General features: G+C 35.7%; 11 protein-coding genes and 1 pseudogene. 8 read left to right on the top strand and 4 right to left on the bottom strand.

Annotated elements, in window-relative coordinates:
- Positions 1-46 precede the first annotated feature (46 nt).
- Positions 47-415 carry a sodium:solute symporter family transporter gene (locus tag OEV82_RS01785; protein ID WP_407672718.1) on the bottom strand — a complete coding sequence of 123 codons (369 nt, stop codon included), beginning with the start codon at positions 413-415 and terminating at the stop codon, positions 47-49.
- Positions 416-449: 34 nt separating this feature from the next.
- Between OEV82_RS01785 and OEV82_RS01780 the strand changes: the two are divergent.
- The 3 genes and pseudogenes from OEV82_RS01780 to OEV82_RS01770 all read left to right on the top strand — a co-directional run.
- Positions 450-775: pseudogene (locus OEV82_RS01780) on the top strand (threonine--tRNA ligase); the annotation flags it as partial.
- A gap of 11 nt (positions 776-786) precedes the next feature.
- Positions 787-1,251, top strand: coding sequence for a dUTP diphosphatase (locus OEV82_RS01775; RefSeq protein ID WP_263060802.1), 465 nt, complete (start codon positions 787-789; stop codon positions 1,249-1,251).
- Positions 1,252-1,306: 55 nt separating this feature from the next.
- On the top strand, positions 1,307-2,392 hold the full coding sequence (locus tag OEV82_RS01770; RefSeq protein ID WP_263060801.1) for a M42 family metallopeptidase: 1,086 nt from the start codon (positions 1,307-1,309) through the stop codon (positions 2,390-2,392).
- 395 nt (positions 2,393-2,787) lie between these two features.
- On the opposite strand, the gene OEV82_RS01765 is transcribed toward OEV82_RS01770, so the two are convergent.
- Positions 2,788-4,221: a DDE-type integrase/transposase/recombinase gene (locus tag OEV82_RS01765; RefSeq protein WP_263060800.1), complete on the bottom strand. Its 1,434-nt coding sequence runs from the start codon at positions 4,219-4,221 to the stop codon at positions 2,788-2,790.
- Positions 4,222-4,387: 166 nt separating this feature from the next.
- Between OEV82_RS01765 and OEV82_RS01760 the strand changes: the two genes are divergently transcribed.
- From OEV82_RS01760 to OEV82_RS01745, 4 genes are all read left to right on the top strand, one after another.
- The gene (locus tag OEV82_RS01760) at positions 4,388-4,561 is read left to right on the top strand and encodes a class II lanthipeptide, LchA2/BrtA2 family (protein WP_008881882.1); all 174 of its coding nucleotides are present in this window, start codon (positions 4,388-4,390) and stop codon (positions 4,559-4,561) included.
- 84 nt (positions 4,562-4,645) lie between these two features.
- Positions 4,646-7,726 carry a type 2 lanthipeptide synthetase LanM family protein gene (locus tag OEV82_RS01755; protein ID WP_263060798.1) on the top strand — a complete coding sequence of 1,027 codons (3,081 nt, stop codon included), beginning with the start codon at positions 4,646-4,648 and terminating at the stop codon, positions 7,724-7,726.
- 29 nt (positions 7,727-7,755) lie between these two features.
- Positions 7,756-9,921: a peptidase domain-containing ABC transporter gene (locus OEV82_RS01750; protein WP_008881880.1), complete on the top strand. Its 2,166-nt coding sequence runs from the start codon at positions 7,756-7,758 to the stop codon at positions 9,919-9,921.
- Complete coding sequence (locus OEV82_RS01745) at positions 9,922-11,085, top strand: erythromycin esterase family protein (protein ID WP_263060797.1); 1,164 nt, start codon at positions 9,922-9,924, stop codon at positions 11,083-11,085. It begins immediately after the preceding gene.
- 92 nt (positions 11,086-11,177) lie between these two features.
- Here the strand turns inward: OEV82_RS01745 and OEV82_RS01740 are convergent, their stop codons facing one another.
- Positions 11,178-12,521, bottom strand: a complete 1,344-nt coding sequence (locus OEV82_RS01740; protein ID WP_407672717.1) for an ISLre2 family transposase — start codon at positions 12,519-12,521, stop codon at positions 11,178-11,180.
- A gap of 315 nt (positions 12,522-12,836) precedes the next feature.
- Here OEV82_RS01740 and OEV82_RS16125 point away from each other — a divergent pair, with 315 nt between their 5' ends.
- The gene (locus tag OEV82_RS16125) at positions 12,837-13,427 is read left to right on the top strand and encodes a transposase (protein ID WP_407672720.1); all 591 of its coding nucleotides are present in this window, start codon (positions 12,837-12,839) and stop codon (positions 13,425-13,427) included.
- A 164-nt stretch (positions 13,428-13,591) separates the two neighbouring features.
- On the opposite strand, the gene OEV82_RS16120 is transcribed toward OEV82_RS16125, so the two are convergent.
- Positions 13,592-13,695: IS3 family transposase (locus OEV82_RS16120; protein WP_407672719.1), on the bottom strand; the 104-nt coding region annotated here is incomplete at its 5' end.

The following is a 13,695-nucleotide window of genomic DNA, read 5'->3' as shown; positions in this document are numbered from 1 at the left end:
AAGGTTAAATGAGAATAAAACCTGTTGGACAGCCATTTTTTTAACTTTATGCAAATACTTTATTATCTCCATCCTCACGTTTATCTGGATACATTAAACTTACAATTATACCAACGATTAAACATAGGAAGAATGTTCCGGCTTTCGCTGAAACGATTGCTTCTAACGGTGACAATGTCCAAATGATTGCACTGAAAAATCCTGTAATAATTGTGGCAATCACACCAACGCCTGATGTTTTTTTCCAGAAGAAGGTTAAAAGAACAACGACAGAGAACGTATTCCCCATTCCTGCCCATGCAAAGCTGACAACCCCACCAACGAAAGATTCAGATAGTAAAGAAATCATAATACCTAATAGCCCAGCAATAATTGTTGTAATCCGAGAGAGCCTTACAATCTTACGTTCACTCATCTTAATACCGAAAGTCCGGTGAACCATATCCTCACTGACAGAGGTAGTTGGGACAGCGTTTTTCAAAAAGGAAGATTTAGATGAATATTTACGCCTTTTACAAGAAGCAAAAGAGCGCGATCACCGTAAGCTTGGAAAAGAACTTGTTTATTTATGACATCACAAAAAGTTGGACAAGGATTGCCACTTTGGCTTCCAAAAGGTGCGACGATTCGCCGAACAATTGAACGTTATATCGTCGATAAAGAGCTATCCCTCGGTTATCAGCACGTATATACACCGGTGCTTGGTAGCGTAGAGTTATATAAAACGTCTGGACATTGGGATCACTATAAAGATGGCATGTTCCCGCCAATGGAAAATTATTCGCTATGCAGCGGCAATTGGACGAACGAATTGAGACGGAGCGCGGATTGCGCGGTGAACGTTTAGTTGAACGGAAATTGTTAGCTCTTCTTGTTGAAATCGGGGAACTTGCGAATGATACGCGTTGCTTCAAGTTTTGGAGTTCGAAGCCACCAGCAGCAGTCGAAACGATTTTAGAAGAATATGTTGACGGTCTTCACTTTATTTTATCGCTCGGGCTCGACCTTTCTTTACATGAGGGTGTACAATGGCCAAACGTACAAGAAAGCCAATCGCTTGTTGATCAATTTTTACGCGTATTTGAGGCGGTTCACGCGTTTCGTGGACAGCTAAATGAAGAAGCATACAATCAACTAGTGTATGCGTACGCTCAGCTTGCTCATGCGCTTCAGTTTACTGCTGAACAAATCGAACGAGCGTATGTCGCGAAAAACGAAGTAAATCATGAACGACAAAGCCACAATTATTAACAACTGTCGAAATGTTTAGTATAATGAATGTTGTACATAGAGAGGAGTGACAGATGTGAAAAAGCTCGATGAAACGTTAACGATGTTGAAAGCGTTAACGGATGCAAAAGGCGTTCCAGGAAATGAACGAGAAGTGCGCGAAGTGATGAGATCGTATATCGCTCCGTATGCGGATGAAGTGACGACGGATCGTCTCGGCAGCTTAATTGCAAAGAAAGTAGGAAAAGAGAACGGTCCGAAAGTGATGATTGCAGGTCATTTAGATGAAGTTGGTTTTATGGTGACGCAAATTGATGAAAAAGGCTTTATTCGTTTCCAACCGCTTGGCGGCTGGTGGGGCCAAGTCATGCTCGCTCAACGTGTGACGATTGTGACGAAAGAAGGCGACATTACAGGTGTTATCGGGTCGAAACCGCCGCACATTTTACCTGCTGAAGCAAGAAGAAAGCCTGTTGAAATAAAAGATATGTTTATTGACATCGGGGCTTCTAGCCGAGATGAAGCGATCGAATGGGGCGTGCGCCCGGGCGATGCAATCGTGCCGTATTTTGAATTTACGGTGATGAACAATGAAAAAATGTTGCTTGCGAAAGCATGGGATAACCGCATCGGTTGCGCTGTTGCTATCGATGTGTTGAAACAATTAAAAGATGTGGAGCATCCAAACGTCGTGTATGGCGTTGGTACAGTGCAAGAAGAAGTGGGCTTGCGCGGTGCGCGAACATCTGCTTTTGCGATCGAACCAGATATTGCATTTGCGGTTGATGTTGGCATTGCTGGTGATACACCAGGTGTATCAGAAAAAGATGCGATGGGAAAACTCGGAGGTGGACCGCATATCGTTTTATACGATGCAACGCTCGTTTCTCACAAAGGATTGCGAGAATTTGTCGTTAACGTTGCGGAGGAAATGAACATCCCGTACCGCTTTGACGCGATGCCAGGCGGTGGAACAGACGCTGGTGCGATCCATATGACGATGCGCGGCGTTCCAGCGCTCATCATTTCCATCCCAACGCGCTACATTCACTCTCACGCTGCCCTTCTTCACCGCGATGACTACGAACAAACAGTAAAACTACTAGTCGAAGTCATTAAGCGTCTCGATGAAGAAAAAGTGAAAGAAATTACGTTTGATTAACAGGAGCCGACTCGAACAGAGTCGGTTTTTTCTCTTTTTTCATAAAATTTTTATTGACTAAAATAAAAAAAATTACTAAAATTTTTACTAGTAAGCGAAAACGCTTACTAAAATAAAACTTAGTTCGGTAGTGTCAAAAGTTCTATGAAAAAACGGTCGAGATAAGAATTTTCTTCCGTAAAGTTGTGGAAAGGCTCCGCCATTTGCCCTTGACAAACACGCCAATGGTTTATGTCAGGTGTAACAAGGGCGAAGGGAACAAAATTTAGGCATAACAAATACGCCCTTGTTTTCCGAAAATTTTAAACCATTGGCTGTTTGGTTTGTCAAGGGTTCGCTTCGCCAAACGGCTTATTTTGAGCTTCACATCTATAAGGGCTCAGCTAAAGCAAAATTTAGGCGGTTCGTTTTTCTTGAATCCATTGTTGGGCTAAATCAATCAATTTTGTCCAGCGTGCTGGCATCGTGGGAAGTCCGAGTAATTCTGGATTCACTACCGGGACATTTCCTTCTAAGCTTGCATGAGGACGTAAAAAGTTAAGGTAAGCTACAAAGAGCGTGACATACGATACGGAGCCTTTTTCAGAACCGAAGCCATGTGTCGAGCGATAATTACCTTTAAAGGTTCGATTCAGTCTCTCAATAATTTGTTTTAAGTGCCTAAATTCCGTTGATACTGGGTCTTCGTTCGTAAGACCAATCACTTGTTTCACATCAAATGAGATACCGTGCTGAGCGAAGAAATGTTGAGCTAGAAGATAGATTGGATTTCCGTCTACTACAAAGGTAAGGTTCTCAGGAACCTCTTTCATCTTTAGTAAGACTTCGTCTATGGCACGAATGGCTGACAAGGTATCTCGATTAGGCGACACCGGATAAGAAAGAATAATCTTTTTCACGGCATCAAAGAAGAAGAACAAGTAATGCCAGCGCCCATTTACTCTGATGTAAGTTTCGTCTCCGCAGAATTGGTCAGAAAGTTCGTAAGGGTAGTGATCTACGTAAGGTTTAAGCAAAATAGCCACGCTGTTTCCGTAATTCAGTATCGTCTGACGGGAAATAGATACACCATGGACATCCTGCATGATGGCAGCTGTTCTACGGGCTGAAAGCCCATAATTAACATGGTAGGTTAATATCAAACCTAATGTATGTGGCGACGCATAAATCTTAGACAAATCGACTACTGGTAACTCCGGTGATTCCTTAGATAACGGCTTAAAATCAATGTGAAATTGTCTGAAGATGTACCTTAATTTAAAGGCTTGTGGATTCTTTTTAAACTGTTTTTTCTCTTTTGATGACATCCCATTCAGTTTCTTTTGATAATAGGGACAGCCGTTGTTTTTACACTTAAACACGTGAAAGTCTTTTCTTTCTTTGATCTTTTCAAGTGTCTTGGAACAATGAGGACACTTGAGAATCGCCTCTTTTGAAAAACGATTTTTATCACTGAAAAGACAAGAGCACACCTTACATTGATACTGCCCTTTGGCATAAAGATATTCTGATGGAGCACCACACTTTGGACAGATCATGGATTTAGGTACTGAGACTTTCGTGTTCTTTCGTCTCTGAACAGGTTTCAATGGTTTCCCGTTCTTTTCAAAATGCTCAGCGAGCAGAATTTTATAATCAAGTTTTTCAGGGACTTCAACAATCGGAAGATTGTCTACCTGAAGTTTTCGATAAGGCATATTAACTGGTTGTTCATTAAGTTTAGGCTTTTCAAACATGTTTTTTCCGATAAGTAGAGTAAGTAATGTTCGAATGATCTGTTCTAAATAGTTTATATAAGTTAATAAATAGGTTATAATTTGAGGGTACAAGATTGTCACTTCCTGTTTTAGGTTTTGAGTTGTAGTAACCTCAAATTAACCTTAAAATCCAGGGGGTGGCAATTTTTTTGCTTGTAAAGCCCTCTATCAAGGTATTTTATAACCTATTTAATATAAAATTTTTGACAATACGTTTGAAATGAAGGGAGGGATACAAATGGAAAAACAAGAACAAACCTTTGTAAGCAAAATTTCTGAAGAAGAATTAAAGAAATTAGCAGGCGGTTACACAGAGGTTAGCCCTCAAAGTACGATTGTTTGCGTTAGCTTAAGAATATGCAATTGGAGCTTAAGATTTTGTCCTAGTTTCAAAGTAAAATGTCCGATGTAGCAATTGCTATTTTTGGCCAATCCAAAGAGTTGAAGTAACTCTTTGGGTTGGTTAGTTGATTTTTTTAAGGAGGGTTGGTAATAAATGAACGAAATAGTAGAAAATAACCTCATGGAAATAATTAAAAATAAATTATTATATCCCTCTGAAAAGAAAAAGGAGATAGAAAATAATGTTCCAATAAATGAATTACTTTTTCAAAAAAAAACTAATAAATGGATAGATTTATTTTACCAATATTTAAATGTTTGTAAAAATAATATAGAAGTAGATCAATTGTATTCAAACGAAGAAAATTTATCAAATCCTTTTTCTTCTTTTTTTAAAGAATTTTTAGAAATAGCATCAAGATATTTGGATTCTAGTCTAAAAAGTCAAGTTAATAATTATGATGATTTATCTAGGATATGTAACTTAACTAGTATTAAAAATGATATTATGAAATTTATTCATGAAAATTTGGTTTATGTAAGTATTAGAACCCTTATTCAAGATTTAAATGAAGAAAGAGAGAAAGGTAATCTAATTGGGGATACGCCGAAGGAGAGATATAATTTTTATGTGGATCAAATATTATCATCTCCAGACAAAAAGTTTGAACTCATTAAAAAATACCCTGTTTTAGTAAGAATTTTAATTGAATTTATTTTAAATAAAATTGATAGTATTGTAGAATCAATTTATCGTTTTTTAAAGGATAGAAGTGAACTTGTACATATATTCCATTTATCAGATGATGATATATTAACCTCTTTAACTTTACAATCAGGAGATTCTCATAATAATGGAAGGAGTGTGATTATTTTTCAGTTTTCTTCGAAAAAAAAAATAGTTTATAAGCCTAGGTCTCTATCTATCGATTTGCACTTTCAGCAATTTTTAGAATGGATAAATGGTAAGAAACCTTCTTTGCAATTAAAAACAATAACAATTTTAAATAAGGATCAATATGGATGGCAGGAATTTGTTGAATACAAGCCTTGCTCTTCTAATAATGAATTATCTCGTTTTTATGAACGGCAAGGTAATTATATTGCTATCCTTTACATATTGAACGCTACAGATTTCCATTTTGAGAATTTAATTGCAAACGGAGAGCATCCGGTGTTAATTGATCTTGAAGGATTAGTGCAGAACACTGTTAAATTACCTCGAAAAGCATCTTCCGCCTATGATATTGCATTTAGTAAATTAACTGATTCAGTCTTATCAACAGGTATGCTTCCGGCAACATTCATGCAAGCAAATATTTATGATTTCGATTTAAGTGGTTTAGGAGGAGATGAAGGACAGCCGACTGGTCTTGAAACGTTTACAATTGAAAACCCTCTAACTGATGAAATGAGGGTAATTAAAGTTCCAGCATTTTCACAAAGTAGTAAAAATAAACCTTATCTAAAAGAAGAAAAAGAAATAGCAGTTACAGACTATTCCTCCGAAATCATCAAAGGATTCAGAGAAATGTACACGTTATTGCTCCATAATAAAAAAGAACTATTATCGCAAAATGGTCCAATATATTTATTTAAAGGCGACAAAGTAAGGATAATTTTAAGAAGTACACAGGTATACTCAACATTTTTAGATTCGAGTTTTCATCCGGATTATCTAAAAGATGGTTATGAAAGAGAGCGTCTTATAAATTTCTTATGGATTGGTAAAGAAAATCATCCTGAATACCAAGATGCAATAATGTATGAATGTAGAGATATATTGAATGGTGACATACCATATTTCTATTGCTATACTGATTCGAGCGACTTATATCATCCAATTGGAATAGTCAAGCATAATTTTTTTTATGAATCCAGTTTTAACAGTTTGCTTGAAAAAGTAAAAATGATAAATGAAGAAGATTTGAATTTTCAAATAGAGATTTTAACGAATTCGCTATTAGCGCAATACTCAAATAAAACTCATAGTCATGCAAATGTTTCAAATAGAGTTTATAATCTTGATAAAATATCTGGCAATTTCCGACGGGAAAGTTTTTTGGAAGTTTCCGAAAAAATCGCTGACAACATTAAAGAAAATGCGATATTTGGAAAAGAGAATGATGTTACATGGCTGGGGTTAAATTTGACCATTGAGGATAAATGGACATTTAAACCCCTTGACTTTGATTTGTATGATGGCGTGCTTGGAATAGGTTTGTTCTATGCCAACTTATATAATTTAAATAAGAGAAAAGAATACAAAATTTTAGCTGAAAAAACTGTACAAACAGCTTTGAATTATCTGGAATATTACCCAGCAAAATTACCGTTATCTGCTTTTTATGGTTATGGTGCCTATGCATATGTATTAGGGAATTTTTCAATTATTTTTAATAATTCCGAGTATCTTACTTATGTAAAAAAAGTTTTAAATAAGGCAGCAAATACGATTGAAGATGATCAATTATTGGACTTTCTAGGAGGGGCAGCAGGGTTAATTATAGTGTGCATTCATCTTTATAAAAAAACAGGCGAACAATATTTATTAGACATTGCAAATAAGTGTGGAGAGTTATTGTTAAGAAAAAAAGAAAAACAAGCAATGGGGATTGGATGGCGGCCTAATCAAGTTAATAAACCTTTAGCTGGACTTGCACATGGATCTTCAGGATTTACTTGGGCGCTAATGGCACTCTATAAGTTTACTAAAAATTATAATTACAAGGAAACATTTTTACAATCTTTTGAGTATGAAAAATCTCTATTTAATAAAAAGGAAGAAAATTGGTTAGTTTTGAGTGATGATGGAGATTATTATGGTAATTCGATGTGGTGCCATGGAGCTGCTGGCATTGGAATGAGCAGAATTATGATGAGTGAATATTATAATAGCCATGATTTAAAAAATGATATTGAAATTGCAATTAGGCAAACATTAAAAAGTGGTTTCGGGGGTACCCATTGTCTATGTCATGGGGATTTAGGTAATTTAGATTTGTTCCTATTAGCATCTAGCAAGTTCAAAAATGAAGAAATGAAAGAGACGGCATTAAAAATCGGAGAATATATTGCTTCAGATATAACATATGGAAACTTAAAGTATGGAACTCCCTCCGGTACAAAAAATCTGGGCTTAATGCTTGGACAAGCAGGAATAGGTTATGGTTTTTTAAGGCTTGCTTACCCGGAAATTGTTCCATCAGTTTTAACTCTTCAGTTAAATCATTAATAGGAGGAATTATATGGAGGAATATATTAATGAAAACAAAAAGAAGAGTACCGCTTAAAAGACAAATTGCACAAACTGATTGTGCCTTTTGTTGCTTGTCGATGATTGTTGCTTATTATAAGAGCTATGTCAGCTTTCATGAATTACAAGAGAGAATGGGTGGCGGTCGTGATGGAGTTTCGTTGCATGCCCTTTCCGAAATAGCTTCCAATATTGGGTTTAACACACAAGTTTACAAAAGAAAAGATTTATTTGAAGTTGATTCGCCAGTGATTGTTTATTGGGATCACTTTCATTATGTGGTATTAGAGAAAATAAATAAAAGGGGATACCATGTGTTGGATCCTGCTATTGGTCGATGCATTTATTCTAAAGAGGAGTTTCATAAACATTTCACAGGTTATTATTTGGAATTAAAACCCAACAATAATTTTAAAAGGAAGAAACCGAACAATGTTTGGCTACCATATCTAAAAATAGCCTTTGAGAAACCTAAATTATTATTTTCAGTATTAATTGGGTCAATGTTTATTCAATTACTGACTATAATAATGCCTTTACTTACAAAATTTGCAATAGATGAGATTGTTGGCTTAAATCATTACGAGTTTTTTTACAATTTTCTTCTCAGTATTATTTTTCTGGTTTTAATTAATGGAGTAATCCATTTTTTACGCGGCCGTTTTTTAGCCAATTTAAGGGTTCATCTTGATTGGAAATTAATGAGCAGGTTCTTTAAACATTTAATTAATTTACCTTTTCAGTACTTTCAAATGAGATCATTTGGAGATATACTATACAGGGCAAATGCCCATATAATGATACGTGAACTTTTTTCTCAACAGACCATCATGAGTTTTTTAGATTCTACTTTAATTCTTATCATACTTGGATATATGGCAATAAATTCACCTTGGTTAACAGGATGGGTAATTTTATTTGGGTTATTGAATGTATTATTATTAACCTTAACACAAAATGCGATTAAGCAGCGCTCCGAAGAGGAATTATCTGAACAAGCTAAATTTCAAGATGCACAAGTTGAAACATTATATGGTATTTTTGGAATCAAAATGGCCGGTGTAGAACGACAAGTTTTTAATCAGTGGGAGCGCTTGTTAAAAAATCTATTAAGTGCATTTAAGAAAAAAGAATATTATTCTAATAAAATAAATGCTTGCATAGTGAGTTTGGAGCTGGCTGCTCCTTTAATAATTTTAGCTTTATCATTACACCAAGTTCAACTTGGAAACATTACTGTTGGGACAATGGTGGCATTCTATTCATTAACAGGGACTTTTTTCGGACTGGTATCTTCTTTAGTTGATACAGTACAAAGCATGATAATGATGGACACTTATTTACATAGGATAAATGATGTAATGGAAGCTCCAACAGAAAAAATACCGGAGAAAGCTATAAAACTAGAAAAACTTTCAGGCAATATTAGACTAGAAAATGTTAGCTTTTCTTATACAAAATATAGTCGCCCCGTACTTAAAAATATCAGTCTTGAAATAAAAGCAGGGCAAAAAGTTGCGATTGTTGGACCATCAGGATCAGGTAAAAGTACACTGGCCCGGATGTTATTAGGTTTATATGAACCAAATGTAGGTGAAATATTTTATGATAATGTTAATTTAAAAGATATAGATAAGCAGTGGTTACGGAGAAAAATTGGAGTTGTCCCTCCAGATGCCACTCTTTTTAACAAATCCATTCTTCACAATATTTCAGTTTACGAGGAAAATCCTTCTATGGATGATGTAATTGAAGCTGCGAAAATTGCCCAAATACATGACGAAATAATGGCTATGCCAATGGGTTACTACACACCTGTCTCTGAAATGTCGATGAATATATCAGGTGGCCAAAAACAAAGAATTATGTTAGCAAGAGCCATTCTACAAAAACCTGCTATTTTGATATTAGATGAGGCAACAAGTTCATTGGATAATATTAATGAGAAAAATATTGATAAACATTTAAATGAAATGAATTGTACTCGTATTATAATAGCGCACCGTTTAAGCACAATTAAAGATGCGGATTGCATTATTGTTCTGAATGATGGAAAAATAGTTGAATCGGGGACTCACTACGAGTTAATGAAAAAGAAAGGCTTCTATTACAATCTTTATTATTCAAAGAGTAATAATGAGGAATTAGACGCCGTTTTGGAAGGTGAAATTTAAATGACTACTTTATTTGTAAACGAAGTCAAAAATCAAAGTATCGATATAGGGGATATGGACCGCTATCATTTTGAGTTTCTTCAGCCGATTTTGGAACATAAACGCTTTGTCTTCCTTGGGGAGAGCAGCCATTGCGTCAAAGAATACAGTCTAGCAAAAGTAAGCCTGATTAAATATCTTCATGAAGAATTGGGGTTTCATGTACTTGCCTTTGAAAGCGAATTGGGGCCATGTATGATCGGCGATTATCTGTCTGATCAACTTGATTCTAAACGTTTTATGGCGGGTACCATTGGGCGTGTGTGGCAAAATGAATTTGTCCTTGGATTATTTGACTATATGAAAAAAATGAAGCAGGAGCGGCCGCTGTATTTTACTGGTGTGGATGTTTATCAAGGAAAAAAGGAGAATTTGTTTTCGGAATTCCTCGAGTCTTATTTAACGGGTACGACCAAACAGAAGTTTGTCGATTTTGAAAAGCGGGCGATCGAGGTTTTGATTGCAGCCGATAAACGGAAAATCAAGCGTTCAATGCGCCAAAATATAAGGGAAGAGATGGAAAGTAAGGGCATGGAATTGATTGAGGAACTCAAACAGCATTGTTTTCCGGACAGCAAGATTTATAAAATTGTCCTCCGTACGATGGAAAATAGAGTAAATTACTTGAAAGCAACTTTAGAAAAAAGTTTCTCGAAACTTTTTGAGTATCGGGATGCATTAATGGCAAAAAACCTAGAATTTTTAGCACAGGAAATATACCCAAATGAAAAATTTATCATTTGGGCACATAACATGCATATTAGCAAAAATACTTCCGCCAAGCGCCTGTCTGCCTATAAATCGTTTGTGGAAAACCTCTCCCAAACGATTAAGGAGAAAAGTTTTGTATTGGGGTTGTATGCAAAGGAAGGCAAAATGTTGGATTATACAGGTAAGGAATATCCAATAAAAAAAATGAATAAAAAACATTTGGAAAGCCTTCTTGACCATTCCCCTTATCAAAATAGTTTTATTCAGTGCAATGGAAACTGGGCACAGAAAAAGTGGCGGGCCTATGAGGGCGGAGGAATGCCTACTTCCTTTGTACCTGCACAACAATATGATGGGATTTTATTTTTTAAATATGTTTCCCCAGCTTACTTTGACGTTTCTGAGAAGGTTTGAGTCAAGTATTTATAGGCAGTTTTTTTAACACCTTAAATTTGAAAGCGGATTCAAACCCTTAGGATACTCTCTTGGTAAGAATTTTGCCTTTTTTAAAAGCCAGACAACTCTTTTAATGCTTTGTAAACTGGTATGTTAGCTTTTCTTTTTAGATATAGAACATTGTCTCTAGTGGCTTCACCAATTGTGCTCGTAACTTTTTCTTTATAGTATCTTGGTGGGTTCTTTTCCACCTTTGTTTCAGTCCATTTTTCGATCCTGCCAAATAGTGTTTTTAAGGTCAATTTATCCAAGTAAGCTACCAAACCAGTGAACATGGCACTTACACCTTTATCCACCCAACTACGGCCATTTTTAAGTCTTTTGGCAAATACACTCATGGTTCCTTCTGCACTACCCATCGGACGCATTCCTGTTGTATCTATACCCTGTTCTTTAAGCCAGTTACGATAATCTCCCAAGGCTTCTGGATATTTCTCTAATTGGCGAATAAATGCTTCTAGACGTTCCTCTTGCTCATCATCCTCTAGCGTTCCGATTGCACTGTTAAGCTCTGTAAGCAATTTCTCATAATCATATGATGCAAGCGCCTTACGAATTGGACGATAACGTGGGTGATGACGGAACAAACTTCGAATCTCCCGTGCCACATGGAAACGATCAAGCGAAAAGAATGCACGATCTTTGAAATAGTCACGACAAGTTGTAATCCAATTTGCACCATCTCCATTTATTACCAACTTATGAATGGTTGGATCATATTCAAAGTTTTCGATGAGAAAGTCCTCAAACGCCTCCCAAAATGGCTGGTTCCCTTCATGTACGAAATGGCGTTTATTCTTCAGTCTTACTCGTTTCCCATTGACTTCCCAGCCTTGATGAACTGCGGCTATTTTCTCTTCTTTTCCCTTTTTTCGTTTACCTTGACGTTTTACAAACAAACCATCGACCTCTACAAATAATACAGGTTGATGTACATGCTCACGCTTTTTTGGAATACTCGAAACTTGTAATAAGTGTTGACGGATTGCCTCATGACTAATAACCCGATAGCCTAAAAGGGTTTCTAACGTACTGGCTGCTTTTCGATAGGAAGGTCCCTGAACAGCTAATTCAATAGCTACCTCCTCAATCAATGGGCTAAAAGAACCTGCATCCTCAAACTCTAAATAACGATCAAGGAGAAAAACATATTCCCCTGTCTCCCGGTCACGGTAATAATTACGATTTAATTCAATCTCTCCGAAGAGACTAGTTATATGATATTTTCTTTTATCAATGAGTCGATAGCGTTTTTTATCTCGTTCTTCTGCAATCTGTTGATCCATATCCTCCAAAATATTTTTCATAACGCTGGAGAAGGTATCTTGTAATTGCCTCCAAACCATTTGCTCAATTTCTTTTAAATTTGGATATTTTGTGATATTCTTTTCCATGAGGGATACTCCTTTCTCGGTAATGGTTGTTTTGGTCGACTATCATTCTACCAAGGAGTACCCTCTTTTTCATTATATCTGCTTTTTTCCTACCGCGCTTCCGCTTGCTTGCCCCTTCATTTAGTGAACTCACTACGTTCGTTCACTAAATGAAGGGGATAAAATTTATTCCGCCCACAATAATTTTACTCATACCCATTAAGTCTGACATAATCATCACCCTTATAAAGCAACATATTTAACTAATCCTTTTAGCTTTATGAATTGAAAAATTTAAAATTTCCAATATTTGCAATTTCATTTTAACACAAGTGAATCAATATAATTCCACTAAATTTCATCAAACTACTTGGAAATAAAAAACGCTCTGTACAACGACAAATACATATAGATAAAAAAAGAAGAAAGGGAAAAAAGCCCCTTTCTGCACAAAAAAACATTTCAATTAACATTTTCCTTACTAATATACCACAAAACATGGTAAAAAAGGAAGATGTTTTTTCAATATATTCTCTACGTTGGCAAATTGAAATATTGTTTAAAACATGGAAATCGTTATTTGGAATCCATGAGGTAAAAAATATTAAAAAGGAACGATTTGAATGCCACTTATATGGGACGCTAATTCAACTACTTTTGTGTTCTACACTTGCCTTTCAGTGTCGCAGAATGCTTTATATGAAACATCAGATGGAAACGAGTGAATATAAATCGATTAGTATCGTGAAAGAATTTTTACCTTTATTTAAAGAGATTATATTTAATAGGGGCATTATTATAAAAGTGTGTAAATTAATCTATCATAGTATAAAACTAAATGGAAAGAAATGCCGAAGGCAACAGAATAGTACAGTATTTGATATCTTAGAAACTGCTTATAAGAATTATATAGCCAAAGCTAATTAAGTTCTAATAACTTAAAATTTCAGAAAAGTCTCCAGGTGGAGGCTTATTTGTCGTGGAATAAATTCTTAATAACTCATGATTTTCTTAAAATAACGGAAAAAGTGAGTGAAGTTCATCCACTCACTTTTCGTAAACTTGATGGCTATGGTTCTGTACCCCATGTTTTACGCTGCTATTCGGCACATTTTTTCGTATTCATCCGGTGTCAAATAACCAATGCTTCCATGAATTCGTTTGCGATTATACCAACCTTCGATGAATTGAAATA

The organism is Pallidibacillus thermolactis (genome assembly GCF_025660415.1).
Taxonomy (GTDB): Bacteria; Bacillota; Bacilli; order Bacillales; family Caldibacillaceae; genus Pallidibacillus; species Pallidibacillus thermolactis.
Note: the sequence above shows the minus strand (reverse complement) of the source record. Positions and strands in the feature narration are given on the sequence as shown.